Here is a 22454-nt window from a genome sequence, read left to right as displayed (position 1 = left end):
GGGCTTGGGCGTCTCGACTCGCTTCGCTCGCTCGACGAACGAGTGGGGGCGCTGCCCGACGAACGAACAGGGGCGCTGCCCGGCGAACGAGCGGGGGGCGCTGCGCGACGAACGAGCGGGGCGCTGCTCGAAGAACAAGCGGGGGCTAACCGACGAACAGGGGTGCTGCTTACGCGGCGCCGTCGAACATGCTGGTGACGGATCCGTCGTCGAAGACCTCGTGGATCGCGCGGGCAAGCAGCGGCGCGGCCGACAGCACGGTCAGCGTCGGGAAACGCTGGTCGTCGGAGAGCGGCACGGTGTCGGTGACGACGACCTCGTCGATGGCGGCGTCCTGCAGCTTCTGGGCAGCCGGCGGGCTGAAGATCGCGTGCGTCGCCGCGACGATGACCTTGCGGGCGCCGTTCGCCTTGAGGGCCTGCGCGGCCTTCACGATCGTGCCGCCGGTGTCGATCATGTCGTCGACGAGGAGGCAGGTGCGCCCGTCGACCTGTCCCACGATGTCGTGCACGGTGACCTGGTTGGCGACCTTCGGGTCGCGTCGCTTGTGGATGATCGCCAGCGGGGCGCCGAACTCGTCGGCCCACGTGTCGGCCACACGCACGCGGCCCATGTCGGGCGAGACGACCGTGAGCGTCTCGCGGTCCTCGCCCTGGAGCGACTTCTCGAAGTACGACGCGAGGATCGACTTCGCGAACAGGTGGTCGACGGGTCCGTTGAAGAAGCCCTGGATCTGCGCGGCGTGCAGGTCGATGCTCATGATGCGGTCGGCGCCGGCGGTGGCGATGAGGTCGGTGACCAGTCGAGCCGAGATCGGCTCGCGCCCGCGGCCCTTCTTGTCCTGGCGCGAGTACGGATAGTACGGCGCGACGACGGTGATGCGCTTGGCCGACGAGCGCTTGAGCGCGTCGAGCATGATGAGCATCTCCATCAGCCACTCGTTGACCGGAGCCCCGAACGACTGGATGAGGAACACGTCGGCGCCGCGCATCGACGTCTCGAAGCGCGTGTAGATCTCGCCGGAGGCGAAGACACGACGCTCGGTCGGCGCGACCTCGATGCCGAGGTGCTCGGCGACCGCGTGCGCCAGCTCGGGGTGCGATCCCCCGGTCACCAGAACGAGGCGCTTCTTGGTCTTCGCGACGATGCCCGGGGCCATGCCCCGCTGGCGCTCGTCCTCGGTCGTGATCCTCTTCTTGCGCGCCATTCGCTGCCTTACTCTGCGCTCTGGGCCTTGGCCGCGGCGTCAGCCGCTGCGGTGCCCGCTCGGTTCTTCTCGACCCACCCCTCGACATTGCGCTGAGGGGCGACACTGAGGGCGAGAGCTCCGGCGGGAACATCCTTGCGGATGACCGCTCCGGCACCGGTCTTCGCACCTGCTCCCAGCTTAACGGGCGCGACGAAGACGTTATGGGAGCCGCTGTGCACCTCGTCGCCGATCTCGGTGCGGTGCTTGTGGATGTCGTCGTAGTTCGCGGTGATCGCTCCGGCGCCGAGATTGACGCCGCGGCCGATCGTGGTGTCGCCGATGTACGACAGGTGAGGCACCTTGGATCCCTCGCCGATCTGGGAGTTCTTGATCTCGACGTAGGTTCCCACCTTCGCACCGGCGGCGAGCTCAGCACCGGCGCGCAGATACGCGTAGGGGCCGACGGTCGCACCGGCGCCGATCACGGCGAGCGTCGCGTCCGCGCGGCGGATCACCGCATTCTCACCGACCTCGCAGTCGACGAGCGAGGTGTCGGGGCCGATCTTCGCTCCCTCGGCGACGGTCGTCGCGCCCAGGATGTGCGTGTTCGGCAGAATCGTGACGTCCTGCGCGAGGGTGGCGGTGTCGTCGATCCACGTGGTGGCCGGATCCTGGATGGTGACCCCCTGGCGCTGCCAATGACGCACGATGCGGGCGTTCAGGATCGCGCCGACGTCGGACAGCTGCGCGCGGTCGTTCACGCCGAATGTCACGCGGGCGTCGGCGACCGCCTGCGCGGCGACCGTGCGGCCGGTCTCGCGCAGCAGGCGCACGACGTCGGTGAGGTACATCTCACCCTGCGCATTGTCGGTGCCCACCCGGGCGAGGCTCTCGCGCAGCGACGCGGCGCGGAACACATAGACGCCCGCGTTGATCTCGGTGACCGCGGCCTCGTCGTCCGACGCATCCTTCTGCTCGACGATGCGCGCGACGGATCCGTCGTGATCGCGGATGATGCGCCCGTAGCCGCTGGGGTCGTCGAGCGTCGCGCTCATCAGGGTCGCCTCCGCGGCGGCGGCACGGTGGGCCTCGAGGAAGCCGGCGAGCGTCTCGGCTTCGAGCAGCGGCACATCGCCGGAGAGCACCAGCACGTCGCCGTCGAAGTCGGCCGGGAGCCCGTCCACCGCGAGCTGCACGGCGCGACCGGTGCCCGGGATCTCGTCCTGATCGACGATCTCCACTCCCGGGATGTCCTCGAGCGACTGCACAACGCGGTCGCGTTCGTGGCGCACCACAACGCGCACCGTCGACGCCGGCAGCTGTTGTGCGGTGTGCAGCACGTGACCGAGCAGCGTGCGCCCGCCGATCGGGTGCAGCACCTTCGGCAGCGACGAGCGCATACGGGTTCCCTGGCCGGCGGCCAGGATGACGATCGCGAGTGCGGTGTTATCGGTCATGCTCCGCCACCAGGATTCGAACCTGGTCCTCACAGCTCCAAAGGCTGTCGTGCTGCCGTTACACCATGGCGGAATGTGCGCGCAGGGGCACACGGTCCCAGTCTGCCATTCCCCGTCGCCCGCGCCGGAACGGCCGCGCGACGAACGCGCCGGGAACGCGCACGGGATAATGAGCGCATGGCATCCGAGACAGACGAGGTCGACCGCATCGTCGGCGCGTGGGCGCAGCAGCGCCCCGACCTCGATTTCTCGCCCATGGAGGTGCTCTCGCGGGTCGACCGCCTCTCCCGGCATCTCGACCGCGCGCGCCGCGACGCGTTCCGGCGCACCGACATCGAGCCATGGGAGTGGGACGTGCTCTCCGCTCTGCGCCGGGCCGGACAGCCGTATCAGCTCAGCCCGAAGCAGCTGCTGCAGCAGACGCTCGTCTCGAGCGGCACGATGACCAACCGCATCGACCGGCTCGTGGGGCGCCGATTCGTGCGCCGCGAGGCGGATCCCGGCGACGGCCGCAGCGTGCTCGTGACGCTCACCGACGAGGGCAGGATCCGGGTGGATGCCGCCATCACGCGCCTGATGGATGCCGAGGCGCTGCTGCTGGGCACGCTGAACGGATCGGAACGTGATCGACTGGCGACGCTGCTGCGCCGCCTGAGCCTGGGGTTCGACGCCGCGCCCGAAGCGTGAGGTCGCCCCTCGGGCTCACTCCGGATCAGGTCAGCTCGTCGAGGGCGGCGGACGGCGCGCCGGCGGCCAGCAGGCGGCCGCGCATCGCGCGGCACGCGAGGTCGTAGGGCTGCTCCTCGCCCGTCAGCAGCGACCGGGCGTTGGCCTCCGTGAAGTAGGCGAGCAGCTCGAAAGCAAGGCCCTCGGGATCGACGTCGGGTGCCAGTTCGCCCAGATCACGCGCATGGCGCAGCTGCGCCTCGACGTAGCCGCGCCAGCTGGCCTGCCAGCGACGCACCTCGTCGCGCACGGGGCCGGGCTTCGAATCGACGTCGGCGCTGATGGCGGAGAAGAAGCAGCCACCCGTGAACACTCGAGCCCGCGAGTACTCGACGGTGGCGCGCAGCAGCGCCGCGACGCGGGGCGCGCCCCGCGGCAGGGCGCGCGCGGGCTCGACGACGTGCAGGCGGAACACCTCGGCGGCGGCCTCGACCGTGGCGAGCTGCAGCGCCTCCTTGCCGCGGAAGAGTGTCGCGATGCTGCTCTTGCTGTGCCCCGAGACCTCGGCGAGACGGCCGAAGCTCACCCCGTCGAGCCCTTCGACCGAAGCCAGGTCGGTCGCATGGGCCAGGATCGAGCGGCGCGACGCATCGCCGCGAAGCCGCCGGCCATCGACAGTGGGGATGCTCATGAGGCGAGTATACGTACGGTCGTGCGTTTTCTGGCCGGAAGGGCTATCTTTACAGACGAACGTTCGTAAACATTCGCCTCGGCATCAAGGAGTCGTTATGGATCGCCTGACCACCGCACAGGTGAGCCTGCGCGGCGTCGCCCGCCTGTCCCCCGCTCTCGCCTCCCGCATGGCACTGGAGATGTTCTTCGAGACGCGGCCGCGCATGCGGCTGCACCCCGCCCAGGCCGAGACGGACATCGCCGCGACGCGTCGCACGCTCTCGGTGCGCGACGCGAGCGTGAGGACCTACGCGTGGGGAGCGGGAGTGGACGCGGTGCTGCTCGTGCACGGCTGGCGCGGCCGCGCATCGCAGTTCGCACCGCTGGTGCGCGAGCTCGTCAGCGAGGGCCTGCGGGTGGTCTCCTTCGACGCGCCCGCGCACGGCGCCTCGACCGGCCGCCGCACGGACATCCGGGACTGGCTGGATGCGATCCGGCAGCTCGAGCGCCTCCACGGCCCCTTCCGCGTGATCATCGGACACTCGTTCGGCGCCCTCGCCGCCCTCACGGCCGTGCGCGAGGGGGTGCACGCCGACGGGGTGGCGGCGGTGTCCGGCGCAGGGTCGCCGGCGGTCTTCCTGGAGCGCTTCGGCGAGCTCGCCGCGATCCCCGCGCCCGTGCGGCGGCGGATGCCGCACGACTTCGCGCGACGCCTCGGCGAGAGCGAGTCGTCGGTCAGACGACGCTTCGACGCCGTCGCGCATCCGCTGCCCGCGCACGTCGAGCTTCTGGCGGTGCATGACGAGGGCGACAGGCAGGTGCCCCTCGCCGCCTCGGAAGCCCTCGTGGGGGCCCACGCGGGGCGGGCGTGGCTCGTGCGCACGTCCGGATACGGCCACGGTCGCATCCTGAGCGCCGATCCGGCCCTCGACGCGATCGTCGCGTTCGCACGCGGCGGCCTCCGCGGCATCCCGTCGCATGCAGAGCGGACCGAGCGGGGCTCGGTGGACCGCCCCGCTTCGTGAATGTCGAGGGCCCTGCGTAGCGTGGGGTTATGGAACTCGGGCCGCACCTGCACCGCATCGGCAACGACATCGTCGCCGCGTATCTCGTCGACACCGCCGAGGGGATCACGATCATCGATGCGGGTCTGGGCGGACACTGGCGAGACCTGATCCGTGAGCTCGACGTGATGGGGCGCTCACTCGCCGACGTGAAGGGGCTCATCCTCACCCACGGAGACTCCGACCATGTCGGCTTCGCGGAGCGCCTGCGCCGCGAGCACGCCGTGCCCGTCTATGTGCACCCCGATGACGCCGACCGCGCCCGCGGCGGAGCGAAGCCGAAGACGGGGCGCCAGTCGCTGCGCCTCGGTCCGGTGCTGAGCTTCCTCGGGTACGCCGTGCGCAAGGGAGGGCTGCGCACGCGCTGGCTCTCGCAGACCGTCGATGCGCTCCCGGGCGAGACGCTGGACCTTCCCGGTTCGCCGCAGATCATCGGGATGCCCGGACACTCGCCCGGCAGCATCGCCGTGTGGGTGCCCGTCGCGGACGCCGTATTCGTCGGCGATGCGCTCACCACGCGTCATGTGCTGACGGGCGCGGTCGGACCGGCGCCTGCGCCGTTCACCGACGACCCGGAGCAGGCCCTGGAGTCTTTGCGCGCGCTGCTCCCGACGGGCGCGAGGTGGGTGCTGCCCGGGCACGGCATGCCGTGGGGCCAGGGTGTCGAGGAGGCGGTGGCGTCCGTCGACCGCGCAGCGGCGCGCTGATCAGCCGATCTCCTCGGTGAGCTCGAACCAGCGTTCCTCGGCCGCGTCGATCTCGCCCTGGATGGCCGAGATGGCCTCCATCTCGCGGGCGAGGCCCGCGTAGTCGGCCTGATCGTGGTCGGCGAGCGCGGCGCGCGCCCTGTCGACCTGCTCGGTGAGCTTGGCGATCCTGCGCTCGAGCGCGGTGACCTCCTTCTGCGCGGCACGCAGCTCCGCGCCCTGCAGACCCGTCGGGGCAGCCGTCGCAGCCGAGGACGCGGGCTTCACGGGCGCGCTCTGCTCGAGCTGACGCAGCTTCAGGTACTCGTCCACACCGCCCGGCAGGTGCCGCAGCCGGTGGCCCAGGATCGCGTACTGGTTGTCGGTCACGCGCTCGAGGAAGTACCGGTCGTGGCTGACCACGATGAGCGTGCCCGGCCAGGAGTCGAGCAGGTCCTCCATGGCGGCGAGCATGTCGGTGTCGAGGTCGTTGGTGGGCTCGTCGAGGATCAGCACATTCGGCTGGTCGAGCAGGATCAGCAGAAGCTGCAGGCGACGCTTCTGGCCACCGGAGAGATCCTTCACGGGCGTGGAGAGCTGGGCGCTCGAGAAGCCCATGCGCTCGAGGAGCTGGCCGGGACTGAGCTCCTGCGCCTTCGATCCGGATCCGAACGTGTACGTCGTGCGCAGGCGCGAGATGACCACGCGCACCGGCTCGTTCATGTGCTCTTCGAGCTCGTCGAGACGCTGGGTGAGGGTGGCGACCTTGACGGTGGAGCCGCGCTTGACCCGGCCGGTCGTCGGCTCGACGGTGCCCGAGATGAGGCTGAGCAGCGTCGACTTGCCCGCGCCGTTCACGCCCAGGATGCCCGTGCGCTCGCCCGGCGCGAGGCGCCAATCGACCTTCTCGATGACCTTCTTGTCGCCGTAGGACACCGACACGTCGAGCAGGTCGACGACGTCCTTGCCCAGGCGTGAGACGGCCAGCGAGGCGAGCTCGGTCTTGTTGCGGATCTCCGGGACGTCCTCGATCAGCTGGTTGGCCGCGTCGATGCGGAACTTCGGCTTGCTCGTGCGGGCGGGGGCGCCGCGGCGCAGCCACGCGAGCTCCTTGCGGGCGAGGTTCTGTCGGCGCTGCTCGATGGCGGCGGCCTGACGGTCTCGCTCGACGCGCTGCAGGATGTACGCCGCATAGCCGCCCTCGAAGGGATCCACGATGCGGTCGTGCACCTCCCACGTCATGGTGCAGACCTCGTCGAGGAACCAGCGATCGTGGGTGACGGTCAGCAGTCCGCCGGCATTCGGAGCCCAGCGCTTCTTGAGGTGCGCGGCGAGCCACGCGATGGCCTCGACGTCGAGGTGGTTGGTGGGCTCATCGAGCGCGAGCACGTCCCAGTCGCCGGCGAGCAGGGCGGCGAGCGCCACGCGGCGGCGCTGACCGCCCGAGAGGCTGCCGAGCTTCGCATCCCAGGGCAGATCCGTGAGCAGACCCGCGATGACGTCGCGCACCTTGGGGTCACCCGCCCACACGTGCTCGGGAATGTCGCCGACGACCGCCTCGCCGATCGTGAGGTCGTCGTCGAGCGTGTCCTGCTGGTCGAGCACGCCGATCGTCACGCCGCCGCGCACGGTGACGCGGCCGCCATCCGGTTCCTTGAGGCCGGCGAGCATGCCGAGGAGGCTCGACTTGCCGTCGCCGTTGCGGCCGACGATGCCGATGCGGTCGCCTTCGTTCACGCCCAGGGAGACGGAGTCGAAGACGACCTTGGTCGGGTATTCGAGGTGCAGGGCCTCGGCCCCCAGAAGATGCGCCATGAGGGTTCCAGCGTATTCGAGCGCACCTGGGCGCATCCGCCGGGCGTGTCACATCGCGGGTCGCTGCGCGGTCATCCTTCTGAGCCCGGCATCGAGGCGGGCCTCTTCTCATCAGTGCCGATCTCGGAAGGAACCCTCTTATGACCACTCCCCTCCTCCAGCCCGAGGCTCAGGCGTTCGCCGAGGCGGCGGCTCAGCCGCCCACCCTCGTGGAGCGCGGCGTCGACGGCGCCCGACAGCTGCTCGACGACGTGCAGGCGGCACCGGTGCCGCCTGCACGAGGTCGAAGAGCGATGGCACACCGTGCCCGCCGCCGTCGGCGAGTTGCAGGTGCGCGTGGTGAAGCCCGTGGATGCCGCGTCGGCGCTGCCGGTGGTGCTCTACATGCACGGCGGCGGCTGGGTGCTCGGCAATGCCGGCACGCACGACCGCCTCGTTCGCGAGCTGGCGGTCGGCGCGAACGCCGCGGTGGTGTTCGTCGAGTACGACCGCTCCCCCGAGGTGCACCACCCCGTGGCCATCGAACAGGGCTACGCGGCGGCGCAGTGGATCATCGCGAACGCCGCCGAGCTCGGCGTCGACGCGAACCGTCTCGCCGTCGCCGGCGACTCGGTGGGCGGAAACATGGCCGCCGTGCTGGCGATCCTCGCCAAGAAGCGGGGCGATGTGACCTTCGTGCATCAGTCGCTCTACTACCCGGTCACCGACGCCGGCATGGACACTCCCAGCTACGCCGAGTTCGCGACGGGGTTCCACCTGCGAGCCGACGCCATGGCCTGGTTCTGGGATGCGTATCTGCCCGACACGGCGGCACGCGGCGACGTCACCGCCTCTCCCCTGCGCGCGACGCGAGAGGAGCTCTCGGGTCTGCCGGAGACCTTCCTCGTCGTGGATGAGAACGACGTGCTGCGCGACGAGGGCGAGGCCTATGGCCGGCGGCTCATCGAGGCCGGTGTGCGCACCACGCTCGTGCGCTACGACGCGACGATCCATGACTTCATGATGCTGAACCCCCTTCGCCCCTCGGCCGCCTCAACGGCTGCGATCGAGCAGGCGATCCACGTCCTCCGCAAGGCGCTCGGCGCCTGATCCCCACCCATCCCTCCCCCTCCCCTCCCCTCCCCTCCCCAGAAAGCCGCAATCATGAGCATCGAGAAGCCCACCGTCCTCCTCGTCCACGGCGCGTTCGCCGGATCCGAATCGTGGAACGGGGTGATCGCGCGTCTGCAGGAAAAAGGCGTGCGCGCCGTCGCGGCCGCGAACCCCCTCCGCAGCCTGACCGGCGACGCCGCACGTGCGGGACCTCATCGCATCGGTCGGCGGACCCGTTGTGCTCGTGGGGCACTCGTACGGCGGACTCGTCATCACCGAGGCCGCCGCCGGGAACCCCGCCGTCGTCGGGCTCGTCTACGCGTCGGCGTTCGCGCCCGACACCGGCGAGAGCGCGTTCAGTCTCTCGACCAGTGCACCGGGCAGCACGCTCGGTGAGGCCCTCGCCGCCTACCCGGTGTCTTCGGGCGGCAGCGAGTTCGCGATCCGTCCGGACGCGTTCCACGGCCAGTTCGCGGCGGACGTGCCGGAGGCGCAGACGGCGCTGATGGCCGCGACGCAGCGCCCGGTCACGGAGGCGGCGCTGTCGGAGGCGCTGCCGACGACCCGCCCCGCGTGGAAGGACATCGCGTCGTGGCACGTGTTCGGCGACGCGGACCGCAACATCCCCGTCGCGGTCTTCCGCGCGGGCGCCGAGCGCGCAGGCGCACGCGGGGTGAATGAGGTCGCGGGCGCCTCACACGCGATCAGCGTCTCGCAGCCCGACGCCGTCGTCGCCTCGATCGGCGCCGCCGCGCGCTCCTGGATCGAGTCGCAGCCGGCCTGAACCGGTGCGGAGCTTGGCCGTTCGCGCGGTGAGCGGCCGGATCAGGCGGTGGGCTTCATGTCGTACGTGACCCACGGGGTCGCGGTGGCGTGGGCGTCGTACACGGATCGAGCGGCTGCGTTGTCGTCTGCCGTGATCCAGCGCACGACGCTCGCGCCCCGCTCGCCCGCGATGGCGGCGGCGCGCTCCAGCAGCGCGGTCGCGGCGCCGTGCCCGCGGGCCGCCGGCGAGGTGAAGAGATCGTCGAGGTAGAGGCCGATCGTCGCGGTCGACGGACGCGCGAACCACCGCAGGTTCGCGAAGGCGATCGGATGATCCTGCTCGTCGACCGCGACGATCCCGACGAGGCTGTGCTCGCCATCGCGCACCCACTGCCACGTCGTCGCGACGGCAGCCGGGTCATCCGGGAGTCGGTAGAAGGCGCGGTAGCCGGCGTACAGGTCGCTCCATCGCTTCTCGTCGCGTTCGTCCACGGGGCGGATGGTGAGGATCATCCGTCGAGGCTATCGGCGGCGCGCGACTCGCCAGGCGCAGAACCCGAGGAAGAGGGCGTACGCGATCCACGCGAGCCACGTTCCTGCGACGCCGAGGACGGGGCCGGACTCGCAGCTGCTCAACGCCGGGTCGCTCGAGTCGTTGCAGACGCCGTGGTGGAGCCCGGTCAGCAGCAGGACGAGGAGACCCGCGACCAGCGCGAGCACGATCCAGCCCCAGCGTTTGCCGGGAGCCGCCGCGCGAGGATCCTGATCGGTCATGTCGCGAGCATGGCAGGCTGCGGGGCGCGCCGCGGCTACGACGCGATCGCGGGGCGGATGGATGTCCAGAGCTCATCGAGGCGCGGGCCCCACGGCGCGGCGAACTCACCAGCTCGGTGCCGGGCCTCGACCTGCGCGAGGGTCGCCCACTCGGAGTCTGCGATCTCGACGGGATCCAGGTCGAGGAGCGGTTCGTCATCGAGCGCGACCGCGTAGATGTCGACGAGCGCGGATTCCTCGACGAAGCGCCCCACGAAACCGAAACCTTCGATAGGCGGGGTGAGGCCCGTCTCCTCGCGGAGCTCGCGAGCCGCCGCCTCGACGCTGGTCTCGCCGGCGAGGGCGCTGCCTGCCGGGAACTCCCACGACAGCGGATAGGCCTTGCGTGCGGACCGGAACGTCAGCAGCACTCGTCCGTCGGGGCGGTGCGCGCAGGTCGCCGCGATGACGTGGAACGTGCCGGTCGGCACCGCGCCGTCGCCCCGGCGGTGCGTGCGCCCGAGGGCGACGCCGTCGCGGTCGACGAGATCCCAGAGTTCGTCAGCGCTCATGCGCACATCGTGCCAGCCCCGCGGAAGCCGCGTCAGAACGGTGCCGGCGCGGGTGCCAGACCGGGTGCGGCGGCGTGGATGGCGGGTGGATCGTCGTTGTAGGTGTAGCCGCAGGGGGTGGTGATGGTGAAGTGGCCGTGGCCGTGGTGGCGGAATGTCCAGGGGGCGTGGTGCTTCATCATGTGATGCGCCTCGCAGAGGCAGGCGAGGTTGTGCACGCTGGTGGGTCCACCTGCCGAGTAGGGGACGGTGTGGTCGATGTCGGAGTGCTTGGCCTTTGTGGCGCATCCGGGCAGGCGGCAGGTCTTGTCGCGTGCGAGCAGCAGGCGGCGTTGGGCTGCGGTGGGGGTGTAGTGGTCGACGGTGAGCAGCGCTCGGGTGTCGGGGTGGAGGAAGATGCGTTCCCATCCGGGGCTTCGGGCGGCGAGCCGGCGGGCGGTGTCGGGGTCGATGGGACCGTATCCGTCCAGCAGTGCGGGCCCGTCGTCAAGACCGAGGAGGGTGGTGACGGGGATGGTGACTTCGACGGTGGCGGTGATGTCGGCGTCGAGGTCGTGAGCGGTGGGCTCGCCGGTGAGGAGCAGGTCGGTGGCGAGGTCGGCACGCAGCTGACCGAGGCGACGATCATCGATCACCGCCGGCTGGGTGGGGACCGGTTCGGTGGGGGCCGAGGCGGTGTTGGTGGCATCCGGGTGGGTGGTGGCGAACGCGAGGGCCAGCTCATCAGCGAGGGCCGGCTCAGTGCGGGCCGAGCTGGCGGCGGCCGCATACGCGTCGGTGGTTGCCGCATCTGAGTTCACGCTCGCGTCGGTGGCCCTATCAGAGTTCACTCGCGCGCCGGAGTCCGCGGGCGCGCCGGTGGCGTCGGCAGCAGTCGGGGTGTCGGCGCCCGCGGCGGTGCCCTCGGGCGTGCGCGTGGCCTTGGGGGCGGCGGTAGGTGCGGTGGTTGCCGCGTTCTGGGCGCGGGCGACGGCGCGGTTGTCGCGGGCGAGGGCCTTGGCTTGCGCGGTGAGGCGGTCATGGATCGCGCGGGCGCGGACGGCGGTGGTGAGGATGCGCAGCTCGGCCATCGCATCCGGCAGATGCACCACATACACGTGTCGGTCGGCGCGGGCCCTGTCGTGCCGCTCCTGGATCGGCTCCGGCTCGTGGCGATCCGCGATCAGCGCCACCTGCTTCTTCATCCGTGACGGTGTGGAACGCTCGGCAACCGGGAGGATCTCGGCTTCGAACGCCGCACGGCTGGTGTCATCGGAGATGCGGGAGCCGGCCTCGACGATCTCGCGGGCGTGACGCTGCGTGATCCGGCCTTCCTCGAGTGCGGTGGTCGTGGCGGGGAACCGCACCACCAGGTCGTAGGCACTGTCCAGGCGCGCCTGAATCGTGCGCGGTGATTCCTTCAACGCCAGCGCCACCTCAGCGGCCATCGACCGCACCGGGAACGCATAATCCGACGCGCGTGGCATCCGCCCGAGTTGGTCGAGGGCGATCTGCATCAGGCCTGCTTGCGCACGCGCCTCCCGCGCATCCAGCACCGCCCGGGCGGTGCGGATCGCCGCAAGCTCCGCAATGCCCGCCCGCGCACGCGACCGCTCATCCGGGGTGAAATCCCAGGTGAGAGGTGCGGAATCGGTGAAGGTGGGCATGGGTTCATTGTCCCACGAGGTTCGGACATTTGTTCGAATGGAACCACGCGCGGGAAGCGACCGCGCCTGACGCGGGGTGTGGACGAACCAGCCAGGCCGCCACCCCGCGCCTGCGCCAGGCTCGGCGCGTCTCGACTCGCTCCGCTCTACGAACGGGAAGGAACGCGACCGAGAGAGAGGCGCCTGCGCCAGGTTCGAGGCGTCTCGACTCGCTCCGCTCGCTCGACGAACGAGTAAGGCAGAGGGAGCGAGCGGAGGGAACCTGACTACGCCAGGCCCGGCGCGTCTCGACTCGCTCCGCTCGCTCGACGAACGAGAAGGGAACCTGCCCGCGCCAGGCTCGGGGCGTCTCGACTCGCTCCGCTCGCTCGACGAACGGGGAGGGAGCGCGACCGAGGGCGAGGCGCCTGCGCCGGGTTCGGGGCGTCTCGACTCGCTCCGCTCGCTCGACGAACGAGAAGGGAACCTGCCCGCGCCAGGCTCGGGGCGTCTCGACTCGCTCCGCTCGCTCGACGAACGCGAGGGAACCTGCCCACGCAGGGGTTCGGGGGCGCCTCGACTCGCTCCGCTCGCTCGACGAACGAGGAGGCGGCGCGCCGGCGCCGGCGCCGGGCCGCGTCAGCGGCCCGAGCGGCCCGTGAAGTTGTCCATGGACGAGTAGATGTGGAAGATGCGGTCGGCCAGCACGTCCCACGCGCGGGTCGGGAGCACACCGCGCAGCGCCATGCCGAGCTTGACCGACCAGGGCTTCGAGACGATCGGCCGGCCCGCGAGCATGCCGCGCCAGGCCGCGTCCACCGCCCGCTCGGGCGTCAGGATCGGCGTGAGCAGCGGGCCGCGGGCGCCCGCGAACATACCCGTCGACACGTAACTCGGGCAGAACGTGGTCACCGCGATGTGCGACGCGCCGCTGCGGCCGAGCTCGAGACGCAGCGACTCGCTCCAGCCGAGCATCGCCCACTTCGACGCGGCGTACACGCTCATGTTCGGGTTCGCGATCGTCGCCGCCGCCGACGCGATGTTCAGGATGCGCTTGGGCCGCGACGCGTCAGCCATCATCGCGGGCAGCGCCTCGCGGGTGATCCACATGGGCGCGAGGGTGTTCACGCGCATCGTCCCCTCGATGTCGCGCTCGGAGTCGTGCTCCCAGAACGGAGCGCCGCGCACGATGCCCGCGTTGTTGATCAGCACGTCCGGAGATCCAACCGCCTCCACCGTGCGAGCGAGGCCGTCGCGCACCGATGCGAGGCGCGACACATCGGCCACGATCGGCACGACCTTCAGCCCGGGCCGCTCGAGCTGCCGGGCGAGCGCGGTGACCGCCGCGTCGTCGACGTCCCAGAGGGCGAGCGCGGCGGCCCCCTCAGACGCGGCGCGGCGCGCGTAGAGCTCGCCCATGCCTCGGGCCGCCCCCGTGACGAGCACGGTGGCGCCGGGGATGATCGGATCGGACGGGGTGCGTGACGCCATCGTCAGGCCTCCTCGGGTGGGGGTCGCGGATTCCCGTCAGCCTAGGGGCGCCAGCCCGCCCCGCGGCCTAGAGCCGCACGTCGCCCAGCGAGGTCAGCTCGCGCCACGGCTCGGCGACGGCCGTGGCCGGTCGCACGTCGGCGGCCGCGAGCGGGGCGAGATCCAGGCCGGTGAGGCCCGCGATGTCGGCGATCGGCACCTGGAACGTGCGGAACGGGCCGAGATCCGGCACCTCGTCACGCACCCCACGGGAGATCTCTTCGAGATCGACCGCCCGCGACTGGTCGAGCACGAACCCGGTGGCGCGCAGCTCGCCGCCGCGCACCCAGGCGGCGATCTTGAAGAACCGCAGCGGCACGAGGATGCCACGGTAGGGCAGGTCCTCGGCGCCGAGGACCGGCGCGGTGAACACCGATACGCGGTGGTCATGCGCGTCGGCGTAGGCCAGCACGTGATCTTCGAGCCCGACCCACAGCTGCTCCGACTGGTTGAAGCCCGAGGCCTGCGGCGCGGCGTTCGTGTAGTGGAACGTGTCGCTGTTCGCCTGCCGCGCGTCGTCGCCCCACACCGGATCGCGGCGGCGCACGAGGTGCCCGCGGTCGAGGTCGTTGCGGGAGTACACCTCGGGCCCAGCCTGCCATTCGGCGGGCACCCGGTCGTCGAGCCGCCAGTCATCACCGCGCGGCACGTCGACGAGCGCCGCGCCGTCGATGTTCACGGCCGTGAGCCGGGCGAGGCGCCGCACCCGGTCGAGCACAACGGTGAAGTGCACGTAGTCGAGCACCGCCGCATCGCGCTCCGCGTCGCGCCCGAGGCCAGGAAGCGGCACAGGCAGGGTCAGGAAGTCGGGGTCGTATCCGAGGGCCATGACCCGACCCTACGAGTGCCCTCCGACACAGCAAGGGGCCGCCGGGTGAACACCCGGCGGCCCCGATGCGACGCGCGATGCGCGCTCGGGACGCTACTCCCGGCGCCGCGCGATCACGGCGCGCTGCAGCAGCACGAACACCAGCAGGATGCCGCCGGTGATGATCGTCGTCGCCTCCGGCGGGATGCCGCCGTCTCGCGTGATCAGCACGTTCATCAGGCCCAGCACGAGCGCGCCGACGACGGATCCGAGCACGTAGCCGTACGCGCCCGTCAGCACGGTGCCGCCGATGACGGCCGCCGCGATCGCGTCGAGCTCCCAGCCGATGCCGGTGATGTTCTGCGCGGTGCCGAGCCGGGCGGTGTAGAGCACCGCCGCAAGGCCGGCCAGCGCACCGCTGATGACGTAGACCAGCACCTTCGTACGCGGCACCGGCAGACCCATCAGCAGGGCGGAGTTCTCGGATCCGCCGATCGCGTAGACCGTGCGCCCGGTGCGCGTGCGGTGCAGCACGAAGTACGCCACGGCCACCACGACCACCGCGATCAGCACCGCCGGCGTGATGACGAGGTCGTTGACCTTGGGTCCGTCGACGATCTCCCACTCGGCGCCCAGGGCGCGGATCGGCGAATCCTCCGCGAGCCGCTCGGGCTGGGTGCTCAGCAGCGACGCGAGGCCGCGACCGAGGAACATCATCGCCAGCGTGGCGATGAACGGCTGCACGCCGAAGTAGCGGATCAGGATGCCCGATCCGAGCCCGAAACCGGCACCCGCCGCGATCATCACGATGATCACGAGCGTGGGATCCCATCCGGCGTTCGCGAGCATGACACCGGCGACCGAGGAGAACGCGATGACCGAGCCGACAGACAGATCGATGCCGCCCGTCAGGATCACGAAGGTCAGCGCGACCGCGAGCACGATGAGATGTGCGTTGTTGATGAGCAGGTTCGAGAGGGTGTTGAACTGCACGATGCGGCCGTAGGCCACCTCGCCGTAGACGACCATCGCCACGAAGATCACCACCGAGGCGATCGTGGGCAGGGCCGACGGGTTGGCCGTCGCCAGGCGTCGCAGGCGCGGTCCGATGCCCGAGCCGCCGGTGCGGGCGGGTGCTGCGGCGAGCGCGGTCATGCCGCCACCTCCTCTTTCACGGGGGATGCCGCCGGAACCGGGGCCGAAGGGGTCGCGCGGCGGCGGCCGAACCAGCCGCGCACGCGGCTGGACTGCAGCAGGCACAGCACGACGATGACGATGGCCTTGAACGCCGGGGTGGCGGAGGACGAGATGCCGAGGAACAGCACCGTCTTGTCGAGGGTGGCGATCATCAGCGCGCCGACGAAGGCCCCGGCGAGCGAGAACTTGCCACCCGCGAGCGATGCGCCGCCGATCACGACGGCCAGGATGGCGTCGAGCTCGAGCTGGTTTCCGGTGCGCGAGATGTCGACGGTCATCACGCTGCCGACCGACATCAGGCCCGCGATGCCGGCGAGCACACCGCTCAGGATGTACGCCGTCAGCAGCAGGCCCTTGGGGCGGATGCCCGCCATCCGGCTCGCTCTCGGGTTGATGCCGATCGCCTCGATCATGAGCCCGAGGGCGCTGCGCCGCACGACCCACGCCACGATCAGCACGATGACCACGGCGAGCAGGAAGATCACCGGGAATCCGAGCACGTAGCCGTTGGCGATCCAGCGGAACGGATCGTTGGTCGCCGAGGTGTTCTGGCCGCCGGTGATGACCTTGGCGATGCCGCGCCCGGCCATCATCAGCACGAGCGTGGCGATGAAGGGCTGCAGCCCCACGTACGCGACGAGCACGCCGTTCACGGCTCCCAGCACGCCGGCGATCGCGACCGACAGACCCACAGCGGCGAGCGCGGCTCCGACCGACGTGGGCGCCCCCGCGGCGTTGAGGAACTGCATGGACGTGGCGCCCGCGACCGCCATGACCGAGCCGACCGAGAGGTCGATGCCGCCCGTGGCGATGACCAGGGACATCCCGATCGCGATCATCATGATCGGCGCGGCGTACCGCAGGATGTCGATCAGGTTGCCGACGAGGTTCCCGTTGGCCGGGTTCACCGAGATGGCGAGGTAACCCGGATCCTTGATCACGTTCAGGGCGAGGAGCGCCGCGATCGCGACGATGCCCCAGAAGAACGGACGGTGGATCAGCTCCCGCCACCAGGCGGGGCGCGACGACGCGCTCATCGCGCCTCCTCTTCTTCGTGTGCGACGCCTGCGGCGACCACGGTGTCCGCCTCGATGTCGTCGAGCTCTGCGACAGCGGCCTCGGTGCCGTGCGCAGCGATGATGTCCACGATCTCCTGCGCGGTGACGCCTTCGCCACCTGCGATCTCACCGATCTTGCGATGGTCCTTGAGCACGACCATGCGCTCGGACAGACGCACGACCTCCTCGAGCTCGGAGGAGATGAACACCACGGCCATGCCGTCGTCCGCCAGCTGAGCGACGGTCTCCTGGATCTCGGCCTTCGCACCCACGTCGATGCCGCGGGTCGGCTCGTCCAGGATCAGGAGATCCGGGTCCGTCGCCAGCCAGCGCCCCAGCAGCACCTTCTGCTGGTTTCCGCCGGAGAGGTTCTTGATCATGCGCTCGGGGTCGGAAGGGCGCACGCCCATGCGCGTGATCCAGGTGTCGACGATCTCGTCCTGCTCGCGCCGCGAGAGGGGCTTGGCCCAGCCGCGTTCCGCCTGCACGGCGAGGATGAGGTTCTCGCGCACGGTGAGGTCGCCGACGATGCCCTCGTCGCGCCGATTCTCGGTCGAGAACGCCACGCGCTGCGCGAGCGCGTCGGCGGGTGAGCGCAGGTCGACGCGTCGCCCCCTCACCTCGACCGTGCCCGCGTCCGCGCGGTCGGCGCCGTAGAGCAGTCGGGCAAGCTCCGTGCGACCGGATCCGAGCAGCCCGGCGAAGCCGACGACCTCGCCCGGCCGGATCTGCAGATCGGTGGCCTCGACGGATCCGCGACGGGCAAGACCCGCGGCCTCGAGGAGGGGCGCCTCATCGGTGTCGCGCACGGTGCCGCGGCTGCCTCCGAGCGAGCGCAGTGCGTCGAGATCCTTGCCGATCATGGTCGAGATGAGCGCATGCCGGTCGAGGTCGGAGGTGAGATGCTCCCCCACGAACCGGCCGTTGCGCAGCACGGTGAGCCGGTCGCTGATCGCGTAGATCTGATCGAGGAAGTGCGAGACGAACAGGATCGCCACGCCCTCGTCGCGCAGGGTGCGGATGACCGCGAACAGCCCCTCGACCTCGGCGGCGTCGAGGCTCGAGGTGGGCTCGTCGAGGATCAGCACCTTCGCCCGGATCGCCATGGCGCGGCTGATGGCGACGAGCTGCTGCATCGCGATGGAGAGGGAGGACAGCGGACGACGGGGGTCGAGGTCGCCGAGACCCAGGCGACCGAGCGCCTCCGCGGCCGCGCGGTGCGTCGCCCGCCAGTTGACGCCGAACGGGCCGCGCACCTCGTGCCCCAGCATGACGTTCTCGCCGATCGAGAGGTTCGGCGCGAGGTTGACCTCCTGGTAGACCGTCGAGATGCCCGCGGCCTGCGCGTCGCCGGTGCCCGCGAACTCGCGCTCCGCACCCTCCACGGTGATCGTGCCGGAGTCGATCCGGTACACGCCCGTGAGCGCCTTGATCAGCGTGGACTTGCCCGCGCCGTTCTCCCCCATCAGCGCGTGCACCTCGCCGGGGAACAGCCGGAAGTCCACACCGTCCAGGGCTTTCACCCCGGGGAACTCGATCGTGATCCCGCGCATCTGCACGAGTGGTTCGTTCATCGCTGCATCTCTCATCGCCCGTTCGTTCTCGAAAGACAGGGCCGGGCCGAGGGATCCCTCCCCCGGCCCGGCCGCGAGGGTCAGTACTTGCGGTCCGCCAGGACGGCCTTGGCCGCCTCGGCCGAGTCGAAGGCCTCGCTCGGGACGATGATGTACGAGTCGACCTTCTCGCCGTCGAGCGTCTTCTCGACGACGTCGAGCGCCGTCTCGCCGAAGAGCGGGTTGTACTCGTGCACGTAGCTGAGCTTGCCGTCGGCGAGCGCCTGGATGGCGTTCTTCGTGCCGTCGATCGTGGCGATCTTGATGTCGGTGCCGACAACGAGACCCGCCTCCTCCGCCGCCTGCGCGGCGCCGAGACCCATCTCGTCGTTCTGCGCGAACACGAACTGGATGTCGTTGTCGTTCGCCTTGAGCATCGTCTCGAGGACGCTCTTGCCCTCCTCGGTCGACCAGTTCGCGGTCTGCGCGTCGACCTTGGTGAGCTTCGAATCGCCCAGGCCCTGCTCGAAGCCCTCGTTGCGCTCGTTGACCACGCCGACGCCGGCCGGGCCCTCGAGGGTGACGTAGTTGCCGCCGTCCGGGAACTGGGCGGCAGCCCACGCGCCGACCTCCTTGGCGACCTCGACGTTGTCGGGGGCGATGCGGGTGACGTAGAGGCTGGTGTCCTCCGGCTCGATGCCGCGGTCGAGCAGGATCACGGGGATCTCCGCCTCCTGGGCGCGCTTGAGCGAATCCTCCCAGCCGGTGGCCTCGGTCGCCGAGAGCAGGATGACGTCGACGCCCTCGTCGACGAACGACGTGAAGTTGTCGATCTGCGACTTCTGGTCGAGGTTCGCCGCGGGCGCGTAGCTGAGGTCGTAGCCGGCCTCCTCGGTGAAGGTGTCCTTCACGTTCTGCTCGTTGGCCTGGCGCCAGCCGCCCTCGGGACCGACGGCGACGAAGCCGACCTTGATCAGCTCGCCGTCGCCCCCGCCCTCGCTGCCGCCGGCCGTGTCGCCGCCGCCTGCGCAGGCGGAAAGACCCAGCGCGAGCGCGCCGACCGCGGCGAGACCCAGCGCCGTGCGGATGTGCTTCATTGCGAACATCGATCTCCTCCTTGAGATCCGGAATGCATGTGATGTGCAGGGCTCAGCGATGGGCCCTGCCGGGATGTTACCGGGAACAATCCGCGGAACACAAGAAGTTCCCAGCAAAGGGGAGCCAGATCAGCCACGGCCGATTGTTACCGAGCACACTCGGAGGGATCCGATGCCTCAGGACAGGTCGAGCTCGGCCGCGATCATCTCGACGACGGTGTCGACCGTCACGCCGGGTCCGTTGCTCAGTTCGCCGATCTTCTCGCGGTCCTTGAGCACAACGATCCGGTCGGAGAGCCGCACGACCTCCTCCAGCTCGGACGAGATGAACACCACCGCCACTCCCCCGCCGGCGAGCCGGCTGATCCGGCGCTGGATCTCCACCTTCGCCGCGATGTCGATGCCCCGCGTGGGCTCGTCCAGGATCAGCACGTGCGGCCGGGTCGCCAGGGCCCGCGCTAGCAGCAGCTTCTGCTGCGTGCCGCCGGAGAGCTCGGCGGCCGGGCGATCGAGGTCGGCCGGATCCAGATGCAGAGCGTCGATGTACGTCTCGACGAGGGCCGCCCCCTCCTCGGACGAGAGGGGGCGGGTCCACCCGCGCAGCGCCTGCAGCGACAGGATGATGTTCTCCCGCCCCGTCAGCTCGCCGATGATGCCGTCGGCGCGGCGGTTCTCCGCCGACATCGCGATGCGCCGGCGCAGTGCCCCGGCGGGGTCGCGCAGCGACACGCGCTCGCCGTCGACCCACAGCTCCCCGCTGTCCGCGCGCAGCGTGCCGCTCATCAACGAGGCGAGCTCGGTGCGCCCCGATCCGCGCAGGCCCGCGAGGCCCACGATCTCCCCGGGCAGCACGTCGATGTCGCTCGGCCCCAGCTCGCCGCGGCGTCCGAGTCCCGCGGCGCGCAGAGCGGGCTCGCTGTCCGAGGCATAGTGGTGGGCCTTGCGCTCCGACCCCAGCGCCCGCAGGCTCTCGATGTCCTTGCCGAGCATCTGGGAGATCAGGTCGGCGCGTTCGAGATCGCGCGTGACGTGCTCGCCGATGCGGCGCCCGCCGCGGAGCACCGTCATCCGATCGCTGATGGCGAAGGCCTGCTCCAGGAAGTGCGAGACGAACAGGATCGCGACTCCCCGATCCCGCAGTCCGCGGATCACCCGCATCAGCACCTGCACCTCGGCCTGGTCGAGGCTCGACGTCGGCTCGTCGAGCACCAACACCCCGGGGTCGTCGACCACCGAGCGAGCGAGAGCCACGAGCTGCTTCTGAGCGGGCGAGAGCAGGGCGAGCGGGGTGCGCGGATCGAGGTCGTCGAGCCCCAGACGCCCCATCGCCTCGGCCGCGTCGGCGCGGGTGCGACGCCAGTCGATGCCCCAGCGACCAGGGCGCTCGCGGCCGAGCATCACGTTCTCCGCGACTGTGAGGTTGGGGCTCAGCTGCGTCTCCTGGAAGACGGTGGCGATGCCCGCCGAGCGGCTGTCGGCGACGCCCGAGAATCGGCGCTCCTCACCCCTGACGCGCACGACCCCCGCGACCGGCCGGATCGTGCCGGTGAGCACGCCGATCAGCGTCGACTTCCCGGCGCCGTTCTCGCCCATCACCGCATGCACCTCACCCGGCAGCAGGCGGAAGTCGACGTCGTCGAGCGCACGCACACCGGGGAACTCGACCGTGATGCCCTCGAGCTCGACGACCGGCGCGGCGCCGCCTGCGGGCCGCATCATCGCGCGCCCCGGGGCGACGCGGTCGATCCGCGCACCACGAGCTCGGTGGGGATGCGGGTGAGGTGCGGGATCTCACGCTCCTCCATCGCCGCGTGCAGCATCTCCACCACGGCCTGGCCGAGCGCGTGGAAGTCCTGTCGCACGGTGGTCAGGGGCGGCAGGAAGTGGCGCGACAGAGGCACGTCGTCGAAGCCCACCACGCTGAGATCGCCCGGCACGTCGAAGCCCCGATCGTGCAGGCCGTGGATGAGGCCGATGGCCGTGTCGTCGTTGGCCGCGAAGATCGCGGTGTACTCGGGAAGACGCGTGAGGCCCATCGCGAAGTCGTAGGCGAAGTCGGCCGTCCAGTCCCCCACCACGATCGGCCGTTCACGGATGCCCCACGACTTCGCGCGCGCGTGGAACGCGCGCTCCCTCGCACGCGCATCCAGCCAGTCGAGAGGTCCGGCGACGTGGAGGATGTCGCGGTGGCCGAGCGCGACCAGGTGGTCGACGACGAGGGACGCCCCCGCCTGCTGATCCACCGACACCGTCAGGAAGGTCGGATCGCTGTCCGCCTTGACCACGAGGAGCGGCACCGTGATGGCGATCTTGCGCAGCGCAGCCACCGACGACGACCGCGGTGCCACCACGCACAGCGCGTCGACCCCCTGGGCGGTGAGATTGTCGACGGCGTCCTGGGGCGTGAGCGGATCGTCGTCGTGCAGCGCCACCGAGGTGATCGAGTAGCCGGCCGCCCGGGCGGCGCGCTCGACCGCGCGCAGCACACTGGACGGGGCGAAGGCCACGGCGCTCTCGACGATCACGCCGATGCGCCCGGTGCGCTGGGTGGCCAGCGCGCGGGCCGCGAGGTTCGGGCGGTAGTCGAGCTCCTCGATGGCCTCGAGCACACGCCGCCGTGTCTCCGGCTTGATGTTCGGGTGGTCGTTGAGCACACGCGAGACGGTCATGTGCGAGACACCGGCGATCGATGCGACCTGCCGGATGTTCGGCTTGTCGGAGGGGATGCTCGCCATGGTCCCTCCGTCCGCCGCGACCAGAGCGCGACGGCTGCGTCGCGCCTCGCGATGTTACCGAGAACAGCGAGCGAGGTGCAACGCGGGACGGCCTGCGGCGAGGGGCCGCCCGGCGAACCG

Annotated in this window: 21 protein-coding genes and 1 tRNA gene; 5 read left to right on the top strand and 17 right to left on the bottom strand. The window is 70.7% G+C overall.

Annotation, left to right across the window (positions count from 1 at the left end; translation table 11 throughout):
* Positions 1-169: 169 nt before the first annotated feature.
* The 3 genes from J5V96_RS01475 to J5V96_RS01465 form a co-directional block, all read right to left on the bottom strand.
* Positions 170-1207, bottom strand: coding sequence for a ribose-phosphate diphosphokinase (locus J5V96_RS01475; protein WP_208499845.1), 1038 nt, complete (start codon positions 1205-1207; stop codon positions 170-172).
* Between the two features lie 8 nt (positions 1208-1215).
* Complete coding sequence (gene glmU / locus J5V96_RS01470; RefSeq protein WP_208499843.1) at positions 1216-2646, bottom strand: bifunctional UDP-N-acetylglucosamine diphosphorylase/glucosamine-1-phosphate N-acetyltransferase GlmU; 1431 nt, start codon at positions 2644-2646, stop codon at positions 1216-1218.
* A gap of 1 nt (position 2647) precedes the next feature.
* Positions 2648-2719, bottom strand: a tRNA-Gln gene (locus tag J5V96_RS01465).
* 104 nt (positions 2720-2823) lie between these two features.
* Here J5V96_RS01465 and J5V96_RS01460 point away from each other — a divergent pair.
* Positions 2824-3333, top strand: a complete 510-nt coding sequence (locus tag J5V96_RS01460; protein WP_208499842.1) for a MarR family winged helix-turn-helix transcriptional regulator — start codon at positions 2824-2826, stop codon at positions 3331-3333.
* A gap of 25 nt (positions 3334-3358) precedes the next feature.
* Here the strand turns inward: J5V96_RS01460 and J5V96_RS01455 are convergent, their stop codons facing one another.
* Positions 3359-4003 carry a TetR/AcrR family transcriptional regulator gene (locus tag J5V96_RS01455; RefSeq protein WP_208499841.1) on the bottom strand — a complete coding sequence of 215 codons (645 nt, stop codon included), beginning with the start codon at positions 4001-4003 and terminating at the stop codon, positions 3359-3361.
* Positions 4004-4100: 97 nt separating this feature from the next.
* Between J5V96_RS01455 and J5V96_RS01450 the strand changes: the two genes are divergently transcribed.
* Together J5V96_RS01450 and J5V96_RS01445 are read left to right on the top strand one after the other, a co-directional pair.
* A complete protein-coding gene (locus J5V96_RS01450) occupies positions 4101-5009 on the top strand; it encodes an alpha/beta hydrolase (RefSeq protein WP_208499839.1) in 909 nt (302 codons plus the stop codon).
* Positions 5010-5038: 29 nt separating this feature from the next.
* Entirely contained in the window at positions 5039-5755 is a 717-nt protein-coding gene (locus J5V96_RS01445) for an MBL fold metallo-hydrolase (protein ID WP_208499837.1), read from the top strand.
* Here the strand turns inward: J5V96_RS01445 and J5V96_RS01440 are convergent, their stop codons facing one another.
* Complete coding sequence (locus J5V96_RS01440) at positions 5756-7549, bottom strand: ABC-F family ATP-binding cassette domain-containing protein (protein ID WP_208499835.1); 1794 nt, start codon at positions 7547-7549, stop codon at positions 5756-5758.
* A gap of 303 nt (positions 7550-7852) precedes the next feature.
* On the opposite strand from J5V96_RS01440, the gene J5V96_RS01435 reads away from it, so the two are divergent.
* A complete protein-coding gene (locus J5V96_RS01435) occupies positions 7853-8638 on the top strand; it encodes an alpha/beta hydrolase (RefSeq protein ID WP_208499833.1) in 786 nt (261 codons plus the stop codon).
* A 205-nt stretch (positions 8639-8843) separates the two neighbouring features.
* Positions 8844-9425, top strand: a complete 582-nt coding sequence (locus J5V96_RS01430; RefSeq protein ID WP_307793157.1) for an alpha/beta fold hydrolase — start codon at positions 8844-8846, stop codon at positions 9423-9425.
* A 41-nt stretch (positions 9426-9466) separates the two neighbouring features.
* Here the strand turns inward: J5V96_RS01430 and J5V96_RS01425 are convergent, their stop codons facing one another.
* From J5V96_RS01425 to J5V96_RS01370, 12 genes are all read right to left on the bottom strand, one after another.
* Positions 9467-9919, bottom strand: a complete 453-nt coding sequence (locus J5V96_RS01425; protein ID WP_208499831.1) for a GNAT family N-acetyltransferase — start codon at positions 9917-9919, stop codon at positions 9467-9469.
* Between the two features lie 9 nt (positions 9920-9928).
* Positions 9929-10180: a hypothetical protein gene (locus tag J5V96_RS01420; RefSeq protein ID WP_208499829.1), complete on the bottom strand. Its 252-nt coding sequence runs from the start codon at positions 10178-10180 to the stop codon at positions 9929-9931.
* Between the two features lie 35 nt (positions 10181-10215).
* Positions 10216-10731 carry an NUDIX domain-containing protein gene (locus J5V96_RS01415; protein WP_208499827.1) on the bottom strand — a complete coding sequence of 172 codons (516 nt, stop codon included), beginning with the start codon at positions 10729-10731 and terminating at the stop codon, positions 10216-10218.
* A gap of 32 nt (positions 10732-10763) precedes the next feature.
* Positions 10764-12377: an HNH endonuclease signature motif containing protein gene (locus J5V96_RS01410; protein ID WP_208499825.1), complete on the bottom strand. Its 1614-nt coding sequence runs from the start codon at positions 12375-12377 to the stop codon at positions 10764-10766.
* A gap of 618 nt (positions 12378-12995) precedes the next feature.
* Positions 12996-13847 carry an SDR family NAD(P)-dependent oxidoreductase gene (locus J5V96_RS01405; RefSeq protein WP_208499823.1) on the bottom strand — a complete coding sequence of 284 codons (852 nt, stop codon included), beginning with the start codon at positions 13845-13847 and terminating at the stop codon, positions 12996-12998.
* A gap of 67 nt (positions 13848-13914) precedes the next feature.
* Positions 13915-14715 carry a DNA/RNA non-specific endonuclease gene (locus J5V96_RS01400; RefSeq protein ID WP_208499812.1) on the bottom strand — a complete coding sequence of 267 codons (801 nt, stop codon included), beginning with the start codon at positions 14713-14715 and terminating at the stop codon, positions 13915-13917.
* A gap of 93 nt (positions 14716-14808) precedes the next feature.
* A complete protein-coding gene (locus tag J5V96_RS01395; RefSeq protein WP_208499810.1) occupies positions 14809-15849 on the bottom strand; it encodes an ABC transporter permease in 1041 nt (346 codons plus the stop codon).
* Positions 15846-16928, bottom strand: a complete 1083-nt coding sequence (locus tag J5V96_RS01390) for an ABC transporter permease (RefSeq protein ID WP_208499808.1) — start codon at positions 16926-16928, stop codon at positions 15846-15848. Before J5V96_RS01390 ends, J5V96_RS01395 begins: the two co-directional genes overlap by 4 nt.
* Positions 16925-18538 carry a sugar ABC transporter ATP-binding protein gene (locus J5V96_RS01385; RefSeq protein WP_236014356.1) on the bottom strand — a complete coding sequence of 538 codons (1614 nt, stop codon included), beginning with the start codon at positions 18536-18538 and terminating at the stop codon, positions 16925-16927. The genes J5V96_RS01390 and J5V96_RS01385 overlap by 4 nt, the downstream gene beginning before the upstream one ends.
* 65 nt (positions 18539-18603) lie before the next feature.
* Positions 18604-19608: a substrate-binding domain-containing protein gene (locus J5V96_RS01380; RefSeq protein WP_208499805.1), complete on the bottom strand. Its 1005-nt coding sequence runs from the start codon at positions 19606-19608 to the stop codon at positions 18604-18606.
* A gap of 168 nt (positions 19609-19776) precedes the next feature.
* Positions 19777-21318 (bottom strand): sugar ABC transporter ATP-binding protein, encoded by a 1542-nt coding sequence (locus tag J5V96_RS01375; RefSeq protein ID WP_236014355.1) that lies wholly within the window; start codon positions 21316-21318, stop codon positions 19777-19779.
* Positions 21315-22334, bottom strand: a complete 1020-nt coding sequence (locus tag J5V96_RS01370) for a LacI family DNA-binding transcriptional regulator (protein WP_208499803.1) — start codon at positions 22332-22334, stop codon at positions 21315-21317. Before J5V96_RS01370 ends, J5V96_RS01375 begins: the two co-directional genes overlap by 4 nt.
* Positions 22335-22454: the final 120 nt, after the last annotated feature.

Origin of the sequence: Microbacterium stercoris, from assembly GCF_017592545.1 — a bacterium.
In the GTDB taxonomy this organism is placed as follows: domain Bacteria; phylum Actinomycetota; class Actinomycetes; order Actinomycetales; family Microbacteriaceae; genus Microbacterium; species Microbacterium stercoris.
Note: the sequence above shows the minus strand (reverse complement) of the source record. Positions and strands in the feature narration are given on the sequence as shown.